12 protein-coding genes and 1 pseudogene are annotated in these 26,633 nt (G+C 52.4%); 8 read left to right on the top strand and 5 right to left on the bottom strand.

Annotated features, from left to right (window positions below):
• Positions 1-122: 122 nt before the first annotated feature.
• Positions 123-395: pseudogene (locus AC6I7T_RS01025) on the bottom strand (RRXRR domain-containing protein); the annotation flags it as partial.
• A gap of 777 nt (positions 396-1,172) precedes the next feature.
• Here AC6I7T_RS01025 and AC6I7T_RS01030 point away from each other — a divergent pair.
• From AC6I7T_RS01030 to AC6I7T_RS01065, 8 genes are all read left to right on the top strand, one after another.
• A complete protein-coding gene (locus AC6I7T_RS01030) occupies positions 1,173-1,742 on the top strand; it encodes a hypothetical protein (protein ID WP_497787893.1) in 570 nt (189 codons plus the stop codon).
• Between the two features lie 16 nt (positions 1,743-1,758).
• Positions 1,759-2,748 carry a hypothetical protein gene (locus AC6I7T_RS01035; protein WP_497787894.1) on the top strand — a complete coding sequence of 330 codons (990 nt, stop codon included), beginning with the start codon at positions 1,759-1,761 and terminating at the stop codon, positions 2,746-2,748.
• A 321-nt stretch (positions 2,749-3,069) separates the two neighbouring features.
• Positions 3,070-8,100, top strand: coding sequence for an RHS repeat-associated core domain-containing protein (locus AC6I7T_RS01040; RefSeq protein ID WP_497787896.1), 5,031 nt, complete (start codon positions 3,070-3,072; stop codon positions 8,098-8,100).
• Between the two features lie 11 nt (positions 8,101-8,111).
• Positions 8,112-13,361, top strand: coding sequence for a type I polyketide synthase (locus AC6I7T_RS01045; RefSeq protein WP_497787898.1), 5,250 nt, complete (start codon positions 8,112-8,114; stop codon positions 13,359-13,361).
• 196 nt (positions 13,362-13,557) lie between these two features.
• Complete coding sequence (locus AC6I7T_RS01050; protein WP_497787899.1) at positions 13,558-13,776, top strand: helix-turn-helix domain-containing protein; 219 nt, start codon at positions 13,558-13,560, stop codon at positions 13,774-13,776.
• Between the two features lie 169 nt (positions 13,777-13,945).
• A complete protein-coding gene (locus tag AC6I7T_RS01055) occupies positions 13,946-14,176 on the top strand; it encodes a hypothetical protein (RefSeq protein ID WP_497787901.1) in 231 nt (76 codons plus the stop codon).
• Positions 14,177-14,688: 512 nt separating this feature from the next.
• On the top strand, positions 14,689-16,107 hold the full coding sequence (locus AC6I7T_RS01060; RefSeq protein ID WP_497787902.1) for a cystathionine beta-synthase: 1,419 nt from the start codon (positions 14,689-14,691) through the stop codon (positions 16,105-16,107).
• Complete coding sequence (locus AC6I7T_RS01065; protein ID WP_497787903.1) at positions 16,097-17,242, top strand: trans-sulfuration enzyme family protein; 1,146 nt, start codon at positions 16,097-16,099, stop codon at positions 17,240-17,242. The genes AC6I7T_RS01060 and AC6I7T_RS01065 overlap by 11 nt, the downstream gene beginning before the upstream one ends.
• 191 nt (positions 17,243-17,433) lie before the next feature.
• On the opposite strand, the gene AC6I7T_RS01070 is transcribed toward AC6I7T_RS01065, so the two are convergent.
• The 4 genes from AC6I7T_RS01070 to AC6I7T_RS01085 all read right to left on the bottom strand — a co-directional run bounded on the left by AC6I7T_RS01070 (position 17,434) and on the right by AC6I7T_RS01085 (position 26,591).
• Positions 17,434-18,606 carry a threonine synthase gene (locus tag AC6I7T_RS01070; RefSeq protein WP_497787904.1) on the bottom strand — a complete coding sequence of 391 codons (1,173 nt, stop codon included), beginning with the start codon at positions 18,604-18,606 and terminating at the stop codon, positions 17,434-17,436.
• 134 nt (positions 18,607-18,740) lie between these two features.
• Positions 18,741-20,732 (bottom strand): S9 family peptidase, encoded by a 1,992-nt coding sequence (locus tag AC6I7T_RS01075; RefSeq protein ID WP_497787906.1) that lies wholly within the window; start codon positions 20,730-20,732, stop codon positions 18,741-18,743.
• A 17-nt stretch (positions 20,733-20,749) separates the two neighbouring features.
• Positions 20,750-23,704, bottom strand: a complete 2,955-nt coding sequence (locus AC6I7T_RS01080) for a TonB-dependent receptor (RefSeq protein WP_497787907.1) — start codon at positions 23,702-23,704, stop codon at positions 20,750-20,752.
• Between the two features lie 166 nt (positions 23,705-23,870).
• Positions 23,871-26,591: a M14 family metallopeptidase gene (locus tag AC6I7T_RS01085; RefSeq protein WP_497787908.1), complete on the bottom strand. Its 2,721-nt coding sequence runs from the start codon at positions 26,589-26,591 to the stop codon at positions 23,871-23,873.
• Positions 26,592-26,633 lie beyond the last annotated feature (42 nt).

Genomic DNA, 26,633 nt, shown 5'->3' on the forward strand with positions numbered 1-26,633 from the left:
CGGCCAAATGCCTCTCGGAATATTCTTTCTGGATCGGTTGATCGGCAATGATCCCCCGTAGGTGATTCTACTCACACAAGCCTGACAATCGCCGACTGCACACTCTGAAACACAAGGAAATCGCCGCGGTGCTGCAACTCTGCCAGATGGACTACCTTGGCCATGGTAGCGGTCGACTGGCGAACGATGGCAATACCCGTTGTCTTGGAACCGGGGTCGATCTTGAGGGTGAGTGGCTGCAGGATGGAATCTTCCTGCTTGCGGTCGATGAGACGTATGGTGAGCGGGAATAGACAATGAACGCGAGCCCGACCACGTTATAGAAGAAGCCGTGCTCGTTTCTCGGAGCACGGCATGAGAGGTTTTTTGCTGTGATCAAGGACAAGGACTACCATTTCCGCACTCCTTTCTAGATTTGCCCTTACGGGCCTAGTTACGCGGATCTTGCGATCCGTCTCCCCTCGTCAATGTTGTAAACCGGCATTATATCCTGATCCATTACGTGCCTACTCCTGGCGTGTCTGCTATCAGGACTTCGAGTGGTTCGGACCGAGTGGAGCATCCGAACGTCGGTCTTTACCTGTTTACAACGTAGCGCTAATTCCTCAGCGCTCAGCCTGGTCAACCCAGGCTCGCTTCTCGCAAGCCCCGATCTTTTAGATCGTGAGTCGTTGACGGCGGTGAATTTGAACTGACCGCGCACGCACGAGCGCGGTCCGCAACGGTGAATTCTTTGGGAAAAGCGAGCATCGCGAACCAGTCATTCTGTTATGGGCGGCTTTTGGATCTCGAAGAAAGCTGGTTGACAAGTTAAGCTACACACACAATGATGTCCCATGACTGTTTGAAATTTGGGATGAGCACGATGATGTAATTCGATTAAGACGAGTACCAACTTGTAAGTTGATCCTGTCAAAACGACTATTTTTATGTTACTAGAGACAAGCGCCATTTACAGTATATTAGTATGCGCGGCGTTGACATAGTAGTACACAGTCGCAATGATGACCTACACTCTCCGAGGGGAGAATATGGCAGAAGAAATTCTGATAATTTATTGCCGTCAACCGGGCAGATATCTCACTTAGGGAGCTACAGCCTATCCACCTAATTCTGGGTGTGAATTCATTTATCTCAACGCACAGTGGATCGTAGGTAGTTAAGGAGTAACCATGCGGACGCTACGAACTGAAACTGCAAATACTATCACAGATTATCTGAAACATGCATCAGGTCGGCTCGCTCAAGCCGATCAAACCACGGGTGGTGTTTATTGTCTGGAAAGAAACTTGGAATGCGTTCCGTTCACGGTGAAAGGAAGCAACTTTCTCTTGGAATTCCAAGTCCCATATTTTCTAACACAGGTTCAATTTTACAGCGATATTCTCTTCAAAACAAAGACCGGGGGATACTTCGTACCTAAATTGCAGTTTCGTTATCTAAACGTGTGGCTCTTAGAGGGAAATTACGCCCTTTCAGAGTTATGCAGTGTACCGAAAGCGGAACTTACCAGCAGTGAGGCTCCGCTGGCAGATGCTATACGCAACGCTCTCATCGTCTATTATCGTTCCTATCCGGGTGCAAATCAGTATTTTTACGAATATGACGATATAACAAAGGGAATACTGACCAAAGTATGTACAGACATTCCTCCTGCTTTGCAAGAGAAATACGTATTTGAAAATTATCTTGATCTGGCTGAACCCCGCGGTGGGTTTTCGTTGACATCTAAAAGTCTTTAAGCGGAAGGCGAAAAAAATGGAGACCAAACTGGATACCTTTAAAATCAGTGCCGTGGGTAGCAGCTCGAATGTTATCAACACTCTTTACGCGAATTACAACCAACAGTGTATCTTGCTGATTGAGATTCTTAAGGTGGAATGGAAGAACAACGCCTGGGTAAAGACAGACCTGACAGATGCTGAAAGGGCTAGCATTAATGTTTTGCCTTACTCTGACCAACTGTTTCCAGCACAGGCGGCAGGCTGGACCTGCGAGGTGGAGAAGAACCGCTATAATACGGGGTTATGGCAGCGCACTTACTCCGCCGATCAGGAGCCCTTCGCTTTAATCCAGGAAACAGAGCCTTCAACACGAAATGATGTTCCGCAATCATTCTATCGGTACATGAAGACCGACCGAGTCCAGAGCCAACGATTTATGGCTTGTGTGACTATCGACGGGAAAAAATATTCCACTCATTACAATCAAGATGGGAGTGTTTTTGAGTCCTTTGTCGAGATCTCGCCGCAGGTTCCATATACTCTGCGAGTTAGAGAATTAGCTTTCTATCGTGACGATGCTTACACCAATAGTCAAGATAAAAACAACCGCATCGACGTGGATGTTTATTATTGGGCACTGCCTAGCGGACTGAAGGTCTTTGACGAGAACTTTAGCAATGCTGGTTGGACGTCTGCGAAACTACAATGGGCTTATTGCTTTAGGCGGAACAAGGGCGCGCGTATGGGAGTGGCTATCCGGACCGCTGTTTCCGTGGTTACTTTATTCGATATCGACGGACAGGTGCAGGATAAGTTCAAGAACGATTCCGTTCCCCTTATTTTCGGCGACAACATCTACCGGATGCGGGCTCTTAGATACGCAAACGAAGGGTCGTCCAATGGAGGCAATTACGATAAATCGTTACTTTGGACTATTACTGACAATTACGGCTGCCGAAGTTCCTTTGCTCTCAAGTCGAATACGGACGATGAGGGTAACACTCTGACACTGGTCGATGCATAGAGGAAGCAAAATGGACCCGTAAGTAGTGCCGCGGCATCCGTACGATTCTTCCGCAATACAGCAAAGCTAGTACGCGCCGCTGTATAACTCCACTGCGTTTCGTTTCCTGCAAAGCGGCTGAAGCTCGCGCATCAACGATGTCCAGTATGTAGGGGAAGATCCGCGAATGTACACAGTTATGACAAGATCATCGAAGAGACAACGATGGCTCCCGGAGCATCGTTTCTCTTGCCGGCAGACTCCGACAATGACGGAAATATTTCGACCGATGAACAGGCCCCGTTTCGAGGTAATCAATGCTACGGGCCAGGGAGAATAAGAATGGCCCCCAATAAGCACCGTGACACCGACAAGCCTGCGAAGCCCGTTCACCGCAAAACAGAATCTGGCAAACCGCATCGGAGTGAAGAAGAGGAACGAAAGCGCAACGCTACCGCAGAAGGCGAGCACGGCACCGAGGCAGGGTCTAGGGGCTCGAGAGCCGCCACGCCCGGGGTTTATTCCAATGCATTTAACTTTACTTCCTATCAGGACGGACGAACGGATTTACGCACCGGCCAATTCAGTGCAGTGGTGAATCTGGCAACCATCCGTCCGCAGGGAGCATCCGATGGCTCCCGGGAAATCAAGTTAGTCTTCTCAGCGCTAAACACCACCAACGCAGGTTATGGTATCGGATGGCGCATCTCCGAGAGCCAGTACGACACCACCAGGAAGGTTCTGTCATTGGCTAGCGGAGAGACGTATACGGCAACGGCTCTCCCTCCTGTGGGACATAAAGTGCCCTTTCAGGATATGAAGTTAAAGAACGTTGTGGTGGTGCTAACGGACAATGCGACGATCAAAATCTACTATATCGACGGCACAATCGAAGTACTTCGTCGTATAAGCTCAACAGGTCCGTACCGGACGGTGGAGTTGATTTTCGAGAATGGAGAAACCTTCACTTACAGCTACACTCCGACACAAACATTGGAACGCATTGTCAATACTACCATGGGCAAAGAGGTGTTGAGCCTCGCATATAACTTCAACGCACTTCAAAAGGTGCGGGTGCTCGTACAGGGAGGTAGAATCGCTGAAGTCTTCTTTACCGCCTCCAACCAGCTGATCACCTCGATTACCATCCCCTATGACAACACCAGCAACACGGCCGATCCAGCGGTGCAACCCAAGTATCTTTACTCCTATCGGACGACACAGCAGGGCTTTCATATCATAAGCCAAATCACAAACCCGATGGGGGGCGTTGATAGAATCAGCTATCGGGATCAGGAGCTGCGCTACTACAATAACAGCACTTATTTGCCTGCTGTCATTTCCTGCGAGAGCATTCCCGGCGGGAGACAACCCACTGTAGTGAAGACCTACAAATACAGCACAGACCGAAATTTCACAGGCTATCCATATAACGGCGGAGGTTTCCAGGAAGGCAGGGATAATCTGTATTGGGTCACCGGACCCTATGAATACTGGGGAGAGGAGACGACTCTAGGCGCAGATAATACAGCAATTGAATCCGTAAAAACGACCTTTAATAAGTTCCACCTGATGCTCCAGAAACACACGCGGCGCGGTAACTCCGTAACCATCCAGGACTATGGCTACAACGAGAATCCCCAGCTTTCATTTCCAGAGCAGCCGGCCAATCTTCAGGTCCCGCGGCAAGTGAAGACGACTTACAGTGATACTGCAACCGGCGCTTCCCGTTCGGAAATTCTGACTGTAGATTCCGACGAATACGGTAATGTTGTAACGAAGATAGAGGCGTCCGGCATCCGCTCCGAATTCGAATACTATCCAATCGGGGGTGACGGCGTTAACTGTCCGCCCGAGCCTAATGGCTATTTTGTCCGATATTGCCGTCAGGAGCGGGTTGTTCCATCGAGCGGAGGAGGTCAACCCCGAACCACTCGCTTAACGTATACCAAAGTGGACAGGATACAGGGCGGCAGTTACTTCGTAGCGGAAAAGGCTCGGTCCTACAGTTCCGGCCTAACATCCACAAATCAATATGTGCAGAATCTTGCCCAGCCAGTGATCCATGGACGAATCGCCTCGACGGAGGTAGAGCTAGGCGGAAACCGCACGTCAACTCAGTTTACTTATAGCCTGACAGGCACGGATCTTGAACAGCACCGTGTTATGACTGGGTATGACGGAAAGCACACTTCGGCCAGTCGCAAATTTTGTACAATCACTCAATGGCTCTTGCAAGGCCAGGAAGCCGGAGAGTCCAACCTAATTTTCCGCTACGACATATTGGGGCGCGTAATTTCTCAGACCCTGGCGCAGGGAACGCCGAATGCAGCTACAAATACTTACGCCTATCATTTCGCCACCTCTACCCCCTCCGCACTTGCCCGGCTGGAGGAAACCGATGCCAGAGGAGATCGCTACCTAACAAGATACGACGGCAAAGGGCGAATGGTATCGGCTGTTCAATTGCGCTCAGGATTGCCGGAGCGGCGCATTAAGGACGTGAACTACGACAGGCTGGGCAACAAGGCCGAGGATATCCTCTACGACCAGCTTGACAGCAAAGAGCTTGTGCTGCGTACCCGTTATGAATACAACGGATGGGCTAAGCTGGCGCGAACCATTCGACCAGACGGAAGTGTAGTTTTGTCCGAACAGGACCTGGTGGCCAATAATTTGACCACCGGCATTCAGGGGCTTAACACCACGATCAATCGCTATAACGATTTTAATAAGGTGAAGGAGGTCATCCAAGTACCTACGACCGGCCCACAATTGAAAACACTGGAGCGCGAATATGATGGGTTCGGCCGCTGCACTACGGCTAGGAATGTCTATGGACACCGGACCAACTACACCTATGATACATTCGACCGGATCGCGGAAATTCAGATGCAACCGGCGGATGGAACCGGCGGGCGCACGGTAAGACTAAGTTATGCAAGTTTCTCCAGCGCCGAGCTGACCACGGAGATTGCGGTAAACGGCACAGTTCTGGGAAAGCGCAGTTACGATGGCATTGGTCGCATGCTTTCAACCGCCAATGGCCAGGCCGCACCGATAACTTATGAATACGATAGCGAGGCGGCCCGTCCATCGAGTTCTACTTCGCCCCGAGGTATCCGACTCAGTTATCGCTACAACGAGGCTCTTGGCACTTTAGCCGAAGTAACGAGCCCAAGCGACGGCGTCTGCCGGTACTCCTATGATCCCGTCACGGCACAGATTGCTACTTCCAGCAATAGCGTGGCGAACTGTCAAAACACTTACGATCAGTATGGATACAAAGAGTCGGAGACTGTTACTGCTAGCAGCAATTCGAGTAAGACGGTTTACTCAACCTCTCCGGCGGGAAGGCCGTTACGTATCACCACGCCCGGGGACAGTACTCTGGTACAGAGCTATGACGATGCCGGACGCCTGCGACAAAGCTCCGGAGGCGGATTCACAGAAGATATCACCTACGATGCCTATGGCCGTGTTGCCTCGATGAAGGTCGTGTTGGCGGGAATCACCCTGGATACAGCGCTTACGTTTGACCGCTTTGGCCGCGAGGCGACGCGCACATTGCGCCTGCAAGGGAATGTTTTACAGACGATGCTGCAAAGCTATAGCGACAGCGGACAACTTGCCGAGCGTACCGCAAATAGTGGAACAGGAAACCTGGTAAGCCGGGAGACTTTCACTTACGACGCATATTCCCGGCTAACTGTGTTTACTTGTACGGGCAGCCGTTATCCCTCCGACAACAGGGGACGAAGTATAAAAAGCCAGACTTTCACCTACGATGCGTTGAATAATATTACGAAGGTCCAGTCGGATTATGTAGACGGAACGTCCAATAACAGCATCCGTAGTTTCTCGAATGTCATACCTACGCAGTTAATCAAAGTTCAGGAGACTCAGCCCCCAGGTGTCTATGACCTGGCTTACGATGCCGATGGAAACCTGGAAAGAGATCATCAAGGGCGGACTTATGTTTACGACCAGTTCGGCCATCTGAGCGGCGCCTCTTCCGGTGGTTCCTATCGTTACGACGCCAATGGCCGTCTACTAACGCAAACACCGGCGGACGCGTCTGCCTTGCTGTTTTTCTATGCTTACGATTTGCTGGTTGGGCAAAAGCAGGGTAATACCTCAGTGTCTTTCCACCGAAATGGCGAAGGGGTAGTCGGCCGCACCTTGCGCACAGGCGAGACCACTCGCAGTGAGGTCTACGGACTGGATGCCTCGAATAGCGTGATTAGCAAGACAGAGCAGAGCGGCAACACGATCGGGGTAATGTACACCCCATATGGAGAGAGTGGACCTCACCCCGATTCCGATCCGAATCATTTGGCTGCTTCGTCCTCGATTGGTTTTAACGGCCAACGTCTGGACACGCTGGCGAATCTCTATTTCCTTGGCAACGGCCAGCGGCCTTACTCGCCGGAGCTAATGATCTTTTTCTCCCCCGACCCCTTGGCGCCGTTTGGCAAAGGCGGTTTGAATGTGTATGCCTATTGCAATGGCGATCCGATTAATCTGATCGATCCCTCGGGACTGCTCTCAAGGGGCGCAGGTTTGGGGTTATCGATTTTTGGGCTTCTACTGGCCATCGCCGTCTTCATTTTCGCTGTTGTAGCTGCTATTCCGACAGGAGGTGCATCACTCTCGTTGATTGCCTTGGCTGGAGCGATTGGCGCTGGACTGGGAGTCGTGAGTGGAACTTTAGGCTTAGCTAGCGCAGGCATATCGTTTGCAGATGAACAAAATGGTTGGGATCGAAGCGGTATTGCCGGAGCCCTCGATATCGCTTCGCTGGCATTTGGCCTCGCCTCACTAGTTGTCGGTATCGGCGCATCAATCGGCGCAGGCGTCAACGCGGTTGCTTCACGTGGTTCGTATACTCTCGGAAAAATCGGCGGCCAAGTAGCTGACGCTATAGGCTCCGCCTGGATGCCTGGCGAGGGAGCGATAGCGACAACCACTCAAAAGATCGGATGGGGGCTCTCCGGAGCGCTAAAAGCGTTCGTTGGAATTAGTGAAGACGTCTTGAAATCTGCCTATGGTGTGGCTGAAACGGTCTTCGGAGCCTCCAATTTCGGCATGGGAATCTATGCTACGGTTACCGGAACCATGGGACTAGTCGATTCTCTTAGCCTGCAGAATGCAACAGATGGCTCAAGCGGAACCGGCCAAGGAGAAGTTCAGCTGACCGCTAAGAGCAACGGAGAGCAAGTCGAAAGCAATCCCTATAAGGCACTGGTTGCACCAACAATAGATCCGATCCAAAGTCTTGAAGATCTGGTCGCGGAGTTTGACCGCTTGGGGACAATCGTCCGGAGATCGGTGAACCAAGTGCTTTACTACGCAGATCCGCAGGAGGCTTAAGAAATTGACCGATGGCTACAAGGGGAGCGTCGAACGGGAATGGAATTGCGATCATCGGAATGGCTGCGCGGCTGCCAGGGGCATTAAATGATCCCGAGGCTCTGTGGTCAGCATTGGTTGAGGGACGTGATCTGATCGAAACGGTTCCAGCAAACCGGTGGCGAGTCGATGCATTTCATGGTCCGCTGGCTGATACGGAAGCCGGACCATCGGTGCAGCATGCAAATGCGTGTGGCGGATTTTTGCACGATGTAGATCTGTTCGACGCAACCTTCTTCGGCATTTCCCCACGCGATGCCGATACTATCGATCCTGCACAACGGCTCTTGCTCGAAGTTGCGTGGCAGTGCTGGGAAGACGCCGGTGTACCGCCGACAGGGGAAGGAAATCGACAAGTTGGCGTTTTTGTGGGCGGTTTTACTCAGGATTACCTGATGCTCCAATCGGGCGGTCCTTCGAAATTCTTGGCTACGCCCCACACTGCCACCGGTGTCTTTCAAACATTGCTTTCCAACCGCATCTCGCATCTGTTTCGCTTCACAGGTCCCAGCATGACCGTGGATACGGCCTGTTCCTCATCGCTGGTGGCTCTGGATCTGGCCATCAAAAGCCTGCGTCAGGGCGAGTGTGAGATGGCGATGGCTGGAGCAGTACAACTTCAGCTTGTTCCCATATACACAACCATCGAGAGTCTTGGCGGATTTCTTTCGCCTTCCGGACGCTGCCGCGCCTTCGATCATCGCGCCGACGGCTATGTGCGGGCTGAGTCTGTTGGCATGGTGTTGCTCGCTCCACTGGACCGCGCTCGCGAAGAAGGCTGGCCCATTCACGCAGTAGTTGCGGCTACAGCTGTAAACCACAACGGACGAGTACCGGGCATTACCCTGCCGGATGCCGATGCACAAGAAAGTCTGATCGCTACCGCCCTAGCTCGGGCAGGCATTACCCCAGACGAGATTGGTTATTTGGAAGCACACGGAACAGGCACGCGTGCTGGCGATCGGACAGAACTGGCTGCATTGGGCCGGATATTCGCGAAGCGTAAACATCCACTGTGGATCGGCTCCGTCAAGACCAACTTAGGGCACGCGGAAGCGGCTGCCGGAATGAATGGATTGATCAAAGCCGTGCTCTGTCTTCGACATCGACAAATTCCACCGCACCTTCATTGGGAAAAATCTCCAGATGGTGTTGATCTGGCGGCACTGGGACTGCGTCTGCCTGCAACCGTACAGCCCTGGCCCGAAGACGCGTCCTATGTTGGAGTAAGTTCTTTTGGCTTTGGCGGCACCAACGCACATGCCATTCTTGCGCCCGCTCCCAGCCCTGCATCGCAGCAGGATTATGAGATTCCCCAGGTCTCAACGTTGTTTGTCTCCGGACCAACGTGGTCTCATGTTCGCGATCAGGTTGCGGTGCTGCGACAAACGCTTATTCAGCCAGGAATCACCGATTCCCAGGCGGCAGAGATGGCGGCAGCGACTCTGCACCAACGTGCACACTTAACGCATCGGCTGCACTTGCCGGGTCGAACGAGGGGTGAACTTCTGGCTGCGTGTGACGCTTATCTGCAAGCATCGGAGAATGGATATTCGGTTCGAGGAGAGGCTGGTGTTGTCCGCAGCCTAGTTTGGGTCTTCTCCGGCATGGGACCGCAGTGGCCGGCGATGGGCTCCGGACTTGCAGCCTCTTACGCCGTCTTTCGAGAAGCATTGGATTCCTATGATCGTTGCTTCGCTGGTTTATCAGGCTATTCTTTGCTGCAATCCTGTCGCGAAGCTACGGACTTACCCACAAGACTGGCGCAACCTCTATCAATTTTTGTGCAGATGGCGTTGTGCTCACTTCTGGATTCCTGGGGCATCCGTCCGGACGTCCTGGTAGGCCACAGCGTAGGGGAGATCGCCGCATTCCAGCAAGCAGGCATGCTTGATCTCGATACAGCCGTAACGCTCGTCTATCATCGGAGCCATCTTCAGGATCGCTTGTCAGGTACTGGCGCCATGTTGGCAATCCGTGCTCCTGAGGAAGAAGTCAGCCGATGGATAGCCGCTTACGACAGTGTGGAAATTGCCGCCGTAAATGCACCGGAATCAGTTACAGTTTCCGGAGCTATCTCGTCGATAGAAGATCTGAGCGCGGAGTTGAGCCGTAGACAGGTGTATTGTCGTGCACTGCCAGTTGCAGTTGCGTTTCACAGTGCAATGATGGACCCGCTAGAACAGCAGTTCCGAGCTGAAGTGGCAAATCTAGGCTTCCGCAAACCAAATCGCAAAGTGTATTCCACAGTTACAGGCGCGCGAATCGACGAATGCTGGGAGAGCCTGTCGTTTGCGGACTATTGGTGGCAGAATCTGCGCGCGAAAGTGGCCTTTCAATCCGCCATGGAAGCCATTGCGGCAGACTCAGGTTCAGGTTCAATCATTCAGGAGATCGGAGCAAACCCCGTCCTCCTGAATTATGTTTCGAATCTTCCCGGCACGGTGGGTGTAGCAACGCTCAAGCGTAGCGTGTCCGACGACGTGGCTATTTTGGAATGCCTGGGCCAATTACATGCTCTAGGACTCGCGCCTTGCTGGCGTGCGGTTATTCCTCCCCCCAAGCGAAGAATATCCATACCCGGCGCGGTTTGGCGACGCAATCTCCATTGGTCGGAATCAAAGTCCATGCGCTCCCATCGTCTGCGTCCAATGGAGCATCCTTTATTGGGCTGGGCACAACCCGACTCGACTTCCGCCTGGGAAAATACGTTGGCTCCCGCTCCTGAATGGAATTGGACTGAGCATCGGATTTTGGGCCGCACGCGCCTGCCCGGCGCGATATTTCTGGAGATCATGGGCGCAGCTTGGCGGCGAATCTCCGGCGGCCAGACGGTGCGGTTGAGTCAGATTCAATTCAAAGGGATGACGCAGGCCGAAGGCGACCAAGTGCGGATCTACACGGTTGGAGACAGGGAGACCGGACGTCTCTGCATCTGTGACAGATTAGCGGAGAACCGGGAAGTTATCAGCGCAATGGCCTCGACAGCTCTATCTTCGGCTGACCAGCCAATGTACGCCCCTTCCGCTCCGATTGGTCCTATGACTAGGGATTGGAGTGGAGACCATTACTATACGGCGCTTCGCCGCATCGGCTTTGATTACGGTCCGTCCTTCCGCGGCATCCAGCACATACGGTTCTCCGCGGAAAGAAGCGACGTAGAGATTCAAGGTAGCGCTGTTCCCGGACTGGCGTTGCCACCACTTATCCTTGATGCCACGCTCCAAGCGATGTTATTTCCGGAGGTGTTGGCGCTGGAGGGGCGAGAGGATATCGGCAGCGACCGGATGCTGCAGGAAATAGGAGAAGCCCGCTTTTATGGGGCTGTGAGCCCGGAATCTTTTCCGCTCAGGGTGATCTCTACTCTCGTATATCGAGATGAAATGGAAACGAGAGGAGATGTGACACTTATAGATTGTGCAGGAACAGTCGTCGCCATCTTGAGAGGAGTCACGCTCCGGACACTTGTGGCAAGATCCGCATTGCAGGGAGAATCTGTACCAAGCAATGCTATCTACACCCGAGTCTGGCACACGTTATGTGCCACCCTTCAAGTAGCCGAAGCCACGAACAATCGGACGTGGATAATTTTGGGAAATCGAACAGAATGCGGATTGTCTTTCACCCAATGGCTAAAGGATAAAGGAGAGCACGTCGTCGAGGAAAATGACCAGGAAGGACTACCTTCTGCTGCCATTTTTGTCGACTTCCACGCAATCGGAGGATCCGGGGCTCCAGGAACTGACGATCAGGCAGCACTGTCGGAGTTTATTCTGCATTTGCGCGAGTTATGTCAGCGGCTGGTAACACCCTCCCGGTTATGGATCATAACGTCCGGGGCCTTTCCCGAAGAGTCCGTATGCCAGCCGCGGCAAAGGGCCGTATGGAGCTTGGCCTGCGCCGTAGGGGAAGCCGAACATGCCGACATCTTCGGCGGTGTCGTTGATTTACCTCTGGGCAACCAACCTTTGACAGGGCTGAATGACTGGAGATCTGTACTCCACGATCTCATCGCAAAATCCAGACCGGAAACCCAGTTTAGAATAAGCGCCGACGGAACGCTGACAGTTCCTCACTTGCTTCGCTGTCCACCATCGCTTCTTCCATCTCTCCTCCTTCTGCGCAAGGATGGTACCTATCTGATCACAGGAGGGATGGGCGCACTAGGTCAGCATGTTGCGGAACTGTTGGTCCGTTCCGGAGCCTCCTCCATCGTCCTCATAGGTCGTACACCTCTGCCTTCACGGACTTGCTGGGAACAAGAGCATTCGGCGCCCATTGCGCAGCGTATCGCGTGGATTCGCCGTCTTGAAAAGCAGGGTATAAAGGTAACGGTAGTCGTTTCAAAGCTGGAGTCTCAAGAGATATCCTCGAATTTGGCGGAAACTCTATTCGCCGAAGGCTTGCCTCCTGTGAGGGGAATCGTCCATGCAGCCGGATTGATCTCGGACAAAGCTTTTGTCGCCATGACAGACGATGAGGTGCAGCAGGTGCTGGGACCCAAGATCAGCGGAATCCATGCGGTCCTGTCCGCAGTTCGTCCTGAAGACCTGGACTTTGTTGTGCTGTACTCCTCCATTGCGAGCATAATGCCCGCTTACGGCCAGGCTGTCTATGCGAGTGCCAACGGCTATCTGGATGGAGTAGCAACATGGCTTTGCCGTCAAGGTGTACCGGCTCAATCCATCTCCTGGGGGCCTTGGACAGTGGGAATGGCTGAAGCCGGAGTGACCATGATGAGAAGTCAGGGACTCAAGCCAATAGCTCCTTTTGAAGGAAGCCAGTTGCTTGCACTGGGTTTGGGTACTCATGCGCCACATATCCTCTGTGCGGGAATTGACTGGGAAATCTTGGCGGGACGCAGGCCGAGAAGTCACTGGTTCTTTTCCGATTTTATCCGCAAAGAGCAGAAGGAAATGGCTTTGCCTCAAACCAGGCCGAATCTGAAAATACTGGATTACAAACAGCGAGTTGCTACTATTTTCAAGCACCTATCACGCATTGCCGCAGCCGTCACCCGAATCGATCCCAGCACTTTGGATGGAAATACGATCTTGTCGAGGGTCGGAGTGGATTCTTTGATGGCCGTGGAGATCCAAGGAAAGGTTGCAACCGAAATCGGTCTCGATATAGCAATAGCCGAGTTGCTCGCAGATCTACCTCTGTGGAATCTAGCTGAAGGACTTTCTCGGAGCTTCGGGGATCAGCTACTCTCTGCGTAGCAGTTCATGGACAACCCGAACACGAAGGCTCCGACTATAAATTGGAGCCTTCTACCCACAACCGTAGTCTGAATGCCGCAATCGTGAACAGTTCGGAGATCGCTGCCGCACTCCGCTCATTAGAATTCGCGGGAGTTGAACTCGATAGTCTTTCTGTGTAAGTCGACAAGATTTTCAGCAAGTACAGGAACAAATCATGACCGCGATGTTTGACGATTTAATGAAAGGACTCGACGAAGTTGACGTCAAAGCCATATGCAAGAAGCTGAATATGATTCAAGCCCGTTTCTCCGATACGTTTGGCTTCAGCCTTGATGCTGTAGAGCACTGGAAGGGTGGGCGACGTACTCCGGAATCTTCTGCACGTGCCTATTTGGCTGTCATTGCCAGGAATCCAAACTTTCCCCGTGCTTGAATTATAGAAATAGGCGACACAAGCCCTATTATGTTTCTGGACGAACCTGTAACAAACAACTTCATCGCAACTCCACCACTATCTTGCCCAATAGCTCTCGATCCAGGTGATCAAGCGCATCTAGAACCTTGCTGAAATCATAGGCAGCATCGATCACCGGCTCGATCCGGTGTTATTCGAGGAACGGCAACAGATCCTCGGTATCCTTGCGAAAGCCAACGGAGGAGTCACGAATGTTCACTGCCTTCCCGATGACTGGCAGAAGCGGGATGGTCGATTTCTCGCCTCCCATAGAACCTATAACCGTAATATGTCCGCCCCAGCTGCCGCGATGATGAAACGCTGGACCGAATCGCCACCGACAATTGCCGACCTGGGAACGGATGAACAATTGTTATAAACCTATTTATGCACCTTGGGACAATCGATACCAGCTCCTTTGGAGCGACAAGCCAGCCTATGCGCCTATCCTCAAACACTATGTGTCTCTGAAGACTCTGACCGTCACATCATGTCCTCGACGAATGCTGTTCGGCTTGACGCCGGCCTTCAAACGTCATAGGTTTTCAGTATGCAGTTCTTCCCTTATCTATCTGCCACTCCCGATATCCGCTTCTGGGCAGAGGAGTGTACCCCCTACAACTAGATCTGCAATCCATCTTGTATAGAGTGGATTGAACCCATACCCAACGGAAAAAGATGAAGGTGAGATTCTTCATCTTTCATTCTGCCGCTGGAACGGATTCTATGGGCTGACGCTTGCTTGCGATCTTGCAGGCAGCGGCATCTTTCGTATCTCTATGGCATTGATAACTCAGACGACCTCTGTGAGGACGTGGAGCAAGCTCTTCGCAAAAGAGCAAGGCAAATCAGACACCGTGAAATGCAAGGAAAAAGAATTCGAGGGATACCATGTGCGAACCAATAGACGACCATCACAGCGAAATTCAGGACAACATCCTTGAGGCCATTGGTCATACACCACTTATCCGTCTCCATCGCTCCGTAGAACACCTGACGCCAGCCATCTGCGCAAAAGTGGAATCATTCAATCCAGGTGGAAGCGTCAAGGACCGTGTCGCCGTAAACATGATCTTGGCTGCAGAACGGAAAGGTTCACTGAAACCGGGCGGCACGATTATCGAGGCTACTGCGGGAAATACAGGTCTGGGGCTGGCGCTTGTGGGAGCGGTTCGTGGCTACCGCTGTATCTTCGTACTTCCGGACAAGATGAGCGAAGACAAAGTGCGCTTACTACGAGCTTACGGCGCGGAGGTTGTCATCACGCCGACGAACGTGCCACCGGACTCGCCGGAGAGTTACAACGGAGTTGCGGACCGTCTCACACGGGAGATTAAGGGAGCCTGGCGTGCGGGTCAGTTCTCAAATCTTGAAAATCCACAGGCACACTACGAACAGACTGGCCCCGAGATTTGGGAACAGACTGGAGGACGCGTCACAGTCTTTGTCGCCGCAGCTGGAACAGGTGGAACAATCAGCGGCGTAGGCCGGTATCTGAAAGAACGCAATCCTGTTGTGCGCGTTATCGGTGCCGACATCGAAGGTTCAATCCTGAGTGGTGGAACTCCAGGTTCCTGGAGAGTGGAAGGAATCGGAGAAGACTTTGTTCCGAATACTCTGAACGCGCAAGTGGTGGACGAGTGGATTCGCGTGAGCGATGCGGATTCGTTTATCTCTGCCCGCCGAGTTGCCCGTCAAGAGGGCCTCTTGTTGGGCGGCTCAAGCGGTACTTCGCTCACAGCGGCTTTCCGCTATGCTCAGCGGTGTAAACCTGAGGACCTCATCGTCGTGCTTTGCCCTGATACCGGCCGAAACTACCTAAGCAAAATGTATGACGATGCGTGGATGGCAAAAAATGGATATCTGGAAGTAGCGCCGGAGCAGACGACGGCAGGGGATCTTTTGCAGGTGCTTGGACGTGAGGGAAAGCTCGTCAGCCTTCTGCCGGACAATTCGCTGCAGCAGGCCGCGGATATATTCCGCCAACTTGGAATTTCGCAGATGCCTGTAATTGAGAACGGCAGAATCATCGGCGCTGTTCAAGAAATTACGATTGTGCACGCGCTCCACAGCGGTCTTAATCCGCGGAGCGCTTCGGTTCGCCAAGTAATGGCGCGGCCCATGCCAGAGGTGGAGATTTCGGTGCTACTTCAGGAGATCTATCGTCTCTTACTGGCGGGGAATCAGGCGGTGGTGGTAGTCAAGGAGGGTCGTCTCGCCGGCTTGATTACCAGGGCTGATCTAATGCAGTTCTACGAACAAACAGGCAAAACAAAATCTGAATCACTGGGGGTAGATCATGAAATTTGAGACGCGCGCGATTCATACCGGGCAGGATCCTGACCCATCGACCGGAGCTACCATTCCGCCGCTCTATCTGAGTTCCACCTATACCCAGCTTGCACCTGGTGAAACTCGTGGCTACGATTATGCACGTAGCAATAATCCTACTCGTGCCGGACTGGAAGCCTGTCTTGCCTCGCTCGAAGGCGGGGAGGACTGCGCTGCCTTTGCTTCAGGGCTAGCGGCTTGTGCCGCCATACTGGACACTCTGCAATCAGGTGACGGAGTTGTGGCGTCTCATGACCTTTATGGGGGCACATACCGTCTTCTAGACAAGGTGTTCAAGCCTCAAGGCATCGAAGTGGCTTTCGCAGAATCCGGTGCGCCATCCTCATTTGAACAAGCCATTCATGCTCTCAAAGAGCCGCGCCTTCTCTGGTTGGAAAGCCCGACAAACCCATTGCTCGACATCGTCGATATAGCAACACTCAGTGCATGGGCTTCCCGTCATGGACTTCTAACGGTAGTTGACAACACTTTCGCAACGCCAGCTCTTCAGCGTCCGATTGAACTCGGTGCAGATTTTGTGGTGCACAGTACGACAAAGTACCTGGGTGGTCATTCCGACGTGATCGGAGGCGCCGTTATTGCTCGAACTGCCGATCAACTGGAACGAGTTCGCTTCCTGCAGAATGCACGAGGCGCTGTACCGGGCCCATTTGACTGCTATCTGATACAGCGAGGGATCAAGACGCTTGCTGTCCGCATCGAGAGGCACTGTAAAAATGCTGAGCATCTGGCGCACGCGCTGCAGGATGTTGCCGGCATCCGGAGAGTGCTTTATCCTGGCTTGCCCTCTCACCCAGGCCACGAACATGCAATCCGGCAGATGAAGGGTTTCGGAGGAATGTTAAGCCTGGAATTAGAAGGTGGCCTTGATGCAGCTAGGCGATTCTGTACCAGACTACGAGTGTTTTCGCTGGCTGAAAGCCTCGGCGGCGTAGAGTCTCTGTGCTGCCATCCCGCTACTATGACACACGCAAGCATTCCCCGGGAGATCCGTGACCTGCGGGGCATTACCGATGGCTTAGTCCGCCTCAGTGTAGGACTGGAACATATCGACGACCTTATTTCCGACGTGCTGCTGGCGCTGAAAAATTGAAGCGCCACAAATGCAGAGCGACCAAACTGGAGCCTGGTGAGAGTAAGCCGTACCTCGACCCTGCCTTGCGCGACGCCGCAGCCTGGGAGAATGGAAACTTCTCCAGGACTAATGATGGCGAGGGTGTAACTTTAGGGTGATAGCTTGCGCAGCTATCCTTATTGCCCCCGGCTCCAGTTAAAATTGGTCTGTTATTTCAACAAGCCGAGAGATCTCGCCAGAACATCAGCATATTTATTCCCCGACCCGGTATTAAAAAGTACAACTCGATCAGATCGCTTAAGAAATCCAGTTTTAATTAGATGATCGTATGCCGCTGTAGAGGCTGCGCCTTCCGGCGAGAGCAGGATGCCCTCTTTGGAGGCCCAATCGCGGAGCGACGTGAGTAATTCCCGATCGGTCAGAGCAACCACAGTGCCACAAGACTTTCGAACTTCGTCCAGGATGATGTAGTCACCGTAGGGCTTGGGTACGCGAAGTCCTGAAGCAAAGGTGGCTGCATCCTTGAACATCTCGCTCTCACTTGTGCCTTCGTTAAAAGCCTTTGCGATGGGCGCGCATCCGGCAGCTTGTACGGCAATCATCTTGGGACGCTTACCTTTTACCCACCCCAGGTCTTCCATCTCCTCGAAGGCCTTCCACATTCCAATCAGCCCAACACCTCCACCGGTTGGATAAAAGACAGCATCGGGATACTCCCAATCAAGCTGCTCTACGAGTTCATAGCCCATGGTTTTCTTTCCCTCCACCCGGAATGGCTCTTTCAGTGTCGAGAGATCGAACCAGCCTTCGTTGTGCTTTCTTTCCCCAATGATGCGCGCACAATCAGAGATCAGGCCATCCACAAGAGTGACGTGCGCACCATAGGCAATACACTCCACTTGATTGGCCAGCGGCACGTCCTTCGGCATGAATATATGTGCCTCAATTCCTGCAGCCGCTGCATAAGCTGCAACAGCTCCGCCAGCGTTGCCCGCCGAAGGAACGGCGACCTTCCTTACACCATAAGAGCGAAGCATACTTATTGCCATCGACAGTCCGCGAGCCTTGAAAGTGCCTGTCGGATTGGCTCCTTCCTCCTTCAGGAAGACATTCGCATATCGTCTACTTGGCAGCATCGGCGTCCAACCCTCACCGAGGGTCACCGGTTCGACTGAAGGCAGGACATCTCGATACCGCCACATTCCAGGCCAGTGACGATTATTCATACTTTCAGCAACAGACTTCCGCGCATTGATATCTACAGCTGAGAAGTCATAACGAACATAAAGTGCTCCTGCACAGTTCGCACACACAGTTGGAGTCGCGTCAGGTTGAAATTTTTTATTGCAGCGGGAGCATTCGAAGTAAGAGATATTAGCCATTTTGTATTGAATTTGCGGGAGTACCCGATACCTCAGAAGTGATGATTACGTTCGACAAAGCAGAAAGCGCTGGTTATCGTGGCAGTGCAAACGCATGCCACGACTACTATCCCGGAAGGCGAGCGCCTCAGCTGCTAATTGTCACTATTGTGGGAGTTGACCTGCTTATCGGATCCGGTAAAGACCACTTCTTCCGTTGAAGTTGTCGTCGTCCCATACTTGGGGTTGATGTATTGCTGAAGGAAAGCCAGCTCTCTCTGCCAGGCATCCAGACGATGAGCCGGTTGCGAAAACCCATGAAGCTCGCCCGGGTAGGTAAAGTAGAAAACCGTCTTGTGATGTTCCCGCAGAGCCTTCACGAATAGCGCAGAGTTTGCTGGTGGCACCTGGGGATCGTTCTCTCCGTGCATCACCAAAAGAGGAGTCTTCACTTTATCAATCTGCAACAAGACATTCGCACGACGATAAACTTCAGGTTTCTCGTTCGGCGCTCCACCCATCTTCATCATCCAGCGTGTCGCTGAGGGTGGATTTGTGCGTTCCACGAAAAGTTGCCGGTCAACGACACCATAGAGTTCGATCGCCGCGGCGAACAACTCTGGATAGTGCACTACCATGTAGGCCGTCATTGTGCCGCCGTGACTTCCTCCCCCGATCGCCAGACGGGCTGGATCGGCCAGTCCCCTGCTCACAAGGTATTGAGCTCCAGTAGCCACATCATCGACTTCGCCTCCATTGGAGTCTTCAACATTGAGATTCCGGAAGGCTTCGCCGTATCCACTGCTGCCGCGATAGTTCGGCTCAAGCACTACATATCCGGACTGCGAAAGATATTGTGCCCACACATCGGCACGGAAATCGTCCTGGCCCTCGGGGCCACCATGCACCCAGACAATAGCAGGAAGTTTTGCGTCTGGCTTCGTACCGCGTGGTGTAAAGAGAAGGCCGACGATCTCTTTACCGTCCTTGCTTTGCCAAGTCACACGTTCAGGGGCCTGAGCCGCAGCCGAGAAGTTCTTCGGCGTAACGTGGGTTAGATACTTCGGCACTGTAGAACCAAGGTTCTGCACCATGAGCTCAGCTATTTCCACGGGAGACTGGCGATTAAAGTAGATGCTCTTGCTGTCCGGCGCCCATTGCGGCTGAGAGACGATGCCTGGCACGGCAAATTTCGCAACTTGTCGTGCCTCCCCACCGTTGGCCGGAATGACCCAGAGATTGTTTGCCTCAAGCAGTCCACGGTTGGAAATAAATGAGAGGCTCTTCCCATCGGGAGAGAAGGTGGGATCTTCATCCTCGAAGGGACCATCCGTAATCTGTTTTGGTTCGCCACCCTTCGCGGAGAGGAGATAGATGTGTTTCCAACCCGAGTTTTGGAGAACGGTAGCAAGTATTTTGCCATCAGGCGACCAGACAGCACCTCGAATAGCCCACCCACCACCACGATCGACTGGCGCAGTATAGAGTGGAAACGGCTCTCCAATAGGCTGGCCGGTGTGTCGATCAAACTTCAGGAGATTAAGGCGACCACTGAAGTACTCCTTCTTTCGGGTAACGTAAACGATCTCATCCCCTTTGGGAGACCACCGGCCATCTTCGGCATCTTCCTTTGCACCGGTTAGAAAACTGGTGGTATTTCCATCGGCACTGACTACGAGCAAGCTGTTGATTCCGCGTCTTCCACTCTGGAAGAGTATCCAATGACCATCAGGAGACCAGAGAGGGAAACGATCAGTCGCCTGTCGTGGATCGCCGCCACCTGCCGGAGCATCCGTAAGACGGCGCGGGGCTCCTCCAGACGTAGAGACGACCCAAATGCTGCCCTGGCTGGAATATGCGATATGCTTGCCATCCGGAGACCACACAAGTCCAGCCTTGGTTCCCTCCGTACTCGTAAGCGATACGGGCCACCCTCCTTCAGCAGGCAACAGAACAATCTGTCTTGAACGTGAAAGAGCAACTGTCTTGCCGTCGGGCGAAAGTGCGAATTCACTGACTGGCTCAACCGAAAGGATGTCTTGAAGGGTCAGATGTCCTTCCTGTGCTTGCGCCTCTGCCTGGAATGCAACTACCAGAAGTAAAGCCGCAATTGGAAGACAATGGAATATTGGGCGAAGATAGTTCATGATTTTCCCCTAATACTTTAAAAGTGATAACGCAGACTGATTTGTGCAGAACGTGGAAGCTGCACATTCTGCAACTGGCCAAAGGTTGCCGATGCCGCATTGTTGCCGTTGACGAATTGTTGTCCGGCACCATTATTTGCCAGGTTGTAGATATTCAGATCCGCCTCTACTGTTTGCCTGTCGTTAATTCTGAATTCCCGCCCGACAAGGGCATTCCATTGAATCAGCCACGGGCACCATATTTGTCCAGTGCCGCGATTTACGTATTTAAAGCGGTAAGTCGTGGCCAGAGGGTTTGAGACGGTACGTCCGCTGATCGTGAGCGTAGATGGGCCGTATTGGCCCGAGTAAGGAGTTCCCAGCGCCGTCAATGTTGTGATCACCGGACCGCCGGGAGTTCCGGATTGTGCGGTAACGGTGCTCGATAGCCGAACTCCCCACGGCACTCTCCAGGTGACACCAGTACGAGATTGATGTCGCTGCCACATTCTATTCCGCGTGTCGCCTGTCCAATCGTTTGTGACGTTGCCCCGTACAGAGCCAATCCCCGCGTTGTTGGCGAACTTTGTAGGTTCAATAATCGCTGTTGGATCATTGGGTTGAAAGGTTCCGGCCAGGTGGTCAGGGGAATAGGAATAGGTACCGAAGAGCTGCAGTTGCCGCGTCTGCTTGCTTACGGTAATCTCGACTCCCTGATAAACGAACCAATTCCATTTGTTATTTGTCACATAATAGGTATTGTTGAGCGCTGGGTTGACGAGGCCGCTCCACACCGTCCCGCTGGAAGTAGTCGTGTAGATCTGATTGGTATCCACCTGTGCCGGGCGGTCTCGGTATTCGCGGTGGATATAGCTTGCATCGATGACAACCTCGCCTGGCAGTTGGGTGCGATATCCGACCAACCACTCTTTCACATATCCCTGATGACGATTTCGGTCAAATGTCTTTCCAAGAAAACTAGAGGTACTGCCTGGCGTGGTAATCGGTTTGCCGTACAGACTGCCGTCCGGATTGTAGTAGGTATCTGTCGTGGTCACAGTGCTGGTAGCCGCTGTTCCAAGATAGCTTTCGTTAGTGATGTCAGTGATCTTGGTCCAGCTCGCACGGACTACATTCTTCTGGTTCTTCGTAAGAATGAAAGCTCCGCCAATTCGCGGTGCATAGTTCCATGAATGTTGCGTTGTGACCTTAAACTGCTCGTCTCTCCCTGAAATCCAGTCCGGGCGCAATCCTGCTGTGATTGATAAACGAGGAATGGGATGCCAACGGTCTTGAATATACCAAGCATAGTCGTTAGCTCCTATATAGCTTGCCAGATTTTTCAGAGTGCCGTTGACAGACTGCGCATGGAACACCTTGTATCCCTGAGACGGATTGTTGGGGTTAACGAGAACTGCATCTTGCTGGATAACTCCACCATTATTGGCATAGTATGTTGTGCTCTTATAAAGCTCATGAGGTTCCAGATAAAAACCAGCAACCAATTCATGAGATCCCCATGCATTGGCAATGTAGTAGCTCACATCCCCGGTAAGCGTAGGCTTTTGTGCGGGACTTACCGATACAGAGGATAGATTGTTGAGAGTGGCAAGCGAGGAGCCCTGACCAACGAGTTTGCCGGCAGAGGCAGCGTATGAAAGATAAACGTCCAGCTCCGGCCTAGTTCCAACACCGCCAATCGCACTTAAGCTGCTGTTCGTTCCTTTATTATTGTAGGACACAAGGAAACGTGTACTCAAACGCGGTGTCCATTGTGAGATCAGGCGAAGACCGTAAGCTCCTCCGCCATATTGATTCTTCGCAATATTGCTTGCATACCACTGGTAATTCGCATTCTGCTTGCGACTGTCATACTGCACGATTCCCATTAGACGATGACGGGCAGATAGCTGCACGGAACTGTTGGCGAGAAAAACGAAGCCCCGCGACTCATTAGGGAATGAGTGAAAGCCCGGATCAATCTGTTGAAGGTACGCAGTCTGTGTGCTTGTCTGGCTGATTCCATCATTGCGATGAATATAGCGGCCGGAAACGAAGAACCATGCGCGCTCCTTCTTGATAGGACCTCCGAAAGAGAAATCGGGTTGTTGTGTAGCGGACGCGGCTGCGTTCCCTCCTGGGACGTTATTGCCATTAAACGAAGCCGGACCGATCAGATATACCAGCGAACCATGGTATCGATCACTTCCCACAGGGCTCGCCAGATTGATAACCATTCCCATGGCGGCCGGGGAAGAAGCTTCATTCGCTCCAGTTTTGATCTGAATGTCGCCGAGAGATTCATTCGCTATACTGATTGTGTTTGATGGCCAGTTCTGTCCGAAGCTGCCGATGTCCATGCCGTCCAGGAGCGTGGCATGGTTTTCGTTCTCAGAGCCTCGCAGGAAATATGTCTGACCGCCCTGTGCATCGCTTGACGCACTAATGATTCCTGGTGTGAGTTGCAGAGAATCGGACCAGTCGTGTCGGCCGGTAATTGGGACATTGCGTAGCAATTCTCCGCTTAGATTGGTAGCTTGTTCGGCGCTCTGCGTATCGATCAGAGGAGCATCCCCTGAGACTTCGACCGTCTGTGCCTGCGATCCTACGTTAAGTCCAATATCAACCGTCACATTGAGCCCTGCCCGGACCACCAGACCGGTTCGAACGAACTTGTCAAAGCCCGATGTGCTTACCTCAACCACATAGTCTGCGCCCGGAGGCAATTCTGTCAGACGATAGTTCCCCTCGCTGTCACTGACAGCTTTGAAGGTTCCACCGACAGTGGAACTGTGAGCAATAACCTCAAGTCCGACTAAGGCTGCACCGGAGGGATCAGCGACATGTCCGTGAATTGTGCCATCGGCGCTGGTCTGAGCAAGCACGGTGCTTTGAGAGAACATCAATGATCCGAAGAGAATTACAAGAACAGCTAATTCCCAAGGAAATCGAAATCGTGGAAAGGGAGAATGATGGTTCAATTTGTTGCGCATGAGATCTCCAATCAAGTTCGCCAACAACTACTTGAAGAGTTGCTCGATAACAGGACGCACTAAGCCCACAGCTCTTATTAGGCTGTCTGCCTCGAGCATTCTTTGGATTCAGGCGAATTTCAGGCTTGGAGGCAACATCGACAGAACTTTGTGCAATCAGGAAGCATCATTCTGCTCCTTTTTGATGGACGGCTGCGTGCAGGACCTGTGTTGAATGCACCCCCAACACATCTGACTTCGAACTGGAATAAAGCAGCGCGTTGAAGAGGAACTTGTAGGTTATCTCAGACTGCGCACGATATTGAGGACGGAAGCCGAAAAGAACAATACGACCTTTGCCCAGCGGTTCCTCAGCGATAACAGATGTTCCTTTGAGAAACTGTCCGCCGAGTATCCATCCGCTGAGAAGCGGTTTATCTGTGTTGAAGAAAGCGACGGAACGAGCATCCCCGTTGGCCCGGAATGTTGGACCATTCTCATAGAAGATCGGAACAGTTGGAGCTGCTCCAAAGGCAATAGGGTTAGTTGGATCGACAGTCACTTGCAAGATAGAACCGGGAATATAAAATGCGTTTCGATCAACTCCGTCGAGCGCATTTACAACCCTGCCATCGTTCTTTTCCGTATAAACCTCCGAGGCCCTGTTTAATGTGATGATCGTACCGCCCGCCTCTGCAAAGGCCCTGAGACTCGCCAGTCCTTCTTCTCCCAATCCTCCTTTGAATTCTGGCGGCGTTTGTGGGCCAACCTCGGAATCATCTGATGGAGAGGCATGATCTTCTTGAGCCTTGGCCGCAGCATCCTTTCTCTGACCAGCGCTTCTGTTATCTCCGGTTCTGCTCCTAGAAACAGCTGCACCCTCTCTTCCAAAACCTCTCTTGCCCGAAGTAATCGCGCCGGCAGAATTATCTGGAATCATGACAACGTCAAAACGTTGATTTAGATCGCCTTTACGAATGTCTACATCGCGCAGTCTCGTATAGGGAATACCGTTCTGATCGAAGATCCAACGTGTCCAGCCTTCATCCATTGAGGGAATCCAGCTCTGATAGAGCCCGATTCGCGGCAGATGTACAAGCAACGCAGTTCCAGTCGGAGCGGTCTCCGCAGCGCGAATGTCAACGGGAAATTTGTCCGCAATCGTTTCGAGCTTCGAATCGATGTCCTCTTGTCGTGGAATATAAATCGTTCCGGGCTCGAAACCACTGCCGGTAAGGCGATATGCCTGAACTCCTTTGGATAAGAGGGCGAACAGTGCATAGAGGCTACTGTTGGTTTTGTCAGAAATGAAATACCCGTCGGCACTCGGCGCCTTCTCGAAATGGCCTGCAGGAGCTTTGGCAACATCCACCTTACTGCTCGCAATGGTAATCTTGTCGTTCACGGGGACGGCAGTTACACCCAAGAGCAACGGCAGTGTTTGTGCTGTAACATCGTAGGGCCGTTGTAGTGGACCTCCAGGATATTCAGGAATATTCGGATATTTCTGAATTTCGAGCAATGCCTTAGCAAAACCTCCGTAGGGCTGTGCGAGATTCACGATGTAGCTTCCGCTCGCATAGTGCTTACCATCCGCCTCGAAGCCAGATGTCGCTCTCTCCACCTCAACATCACCGATGCGGAGGATATTAATGAGTCTTGCAGTCGTCGCGGAATCCGCCTGTTCGTCAGAGATGATATAGGCAGTCGGACCGCCCTTCCGACTCACGGCACGAACTCCAACCTGATAGAAATTGCTCAGATAGCGCTCGCGAAACTCAGCTGCGTTATTGGCAATCGAAAAGAAGGCATCTATCTGATAGTTGACGATGTCGCCCAGGCGCCAGACACCACCCTTCCATGGATCGGGAAAGTTCCATGTAGCTACCTTCGCGTCATATCCGATGCCACGGTCCAGCTTCTCGAACGGTATATTTACCGGCGTAGCGATGTCGACGCTTGCGGATTCCGTCAGCACGCGTAATCCATTGTGATGCCCAATGTAGTCACGCAGCGGGGACCAGAAGTCATACACCCCGTGAACCAGCACTCCTTGCTTGCCGGTCTGCCCAAGTTCAAGAGCAGTATTTATTCCTAAAGCGTTCATGGACTCGACTAGAATCGGATCTACATTGGGATCGATGGGATCCACCCAGGGAGGCAAATAGATACGAGGCCCATTGGACCCCATCTGATGAATGTCATAAAGAATCTGCGGGTGCCATGGATTGATGACCTTTTCAACCGCAAGACGGGTTTCCACCTGCGTGAAAGAACTCCAGTCGCGATTGTCGTCATGTCCCACGTAATGATGCCAAAGCACGACAGGACTGCTCCCCTCATAGGGCGAGCCAAGGTACTTCTTGTACCAATCGACAACCAACTGCTGTCCGTCTGGGTTAAGCGAGGGAACCAATACGATGATGACGTTATGCAGGATAGAGCGAATGCGTGTCGTGTCTCCAGTCGCCAATTGGTAGGCAAATTCAGTAGCGCTCTGAGAACTTGCTATTTCGGTGGAGTGAATGTTGCAAGTGACCACCAGAATGGTCTTTCCTTCGGCAATGAGTTTCCTGGCTTCTTCAGGAGCTGTGGTTCGAGGATCCGAGAGCTTTTTCTGGATGTCTTGATAGTGCGCCAGGTGTGCAAGATTTTCAGGAGCGGAGATTGTAATAGTAACGAATGGCCGCCCTTCAGTTGTCTTGCCCACTTCTTCATACCGAATTCGATCGGATTCGGTGCTGAGTTTTTTGAAATAAGCAGTTAGTTCTCTCCAATCCGCCAGCTTACGATCTGTGCCCGGCTTGAATCCAAAGGCTACTTCGGGCGAAGTGATGCGTTTCTGGGCAAAGAGTGGTGCAGTGGCTGCTGAAAGTAGGAACAGAAATAAAGCAATGAGCTTCCTCATAAAGTCCTCTAAATCCATAAGTTGCGCTGTGATATATCAGAT

The organism is Humiphilus diazotrophicus (genome assembly GCF_059726315.1).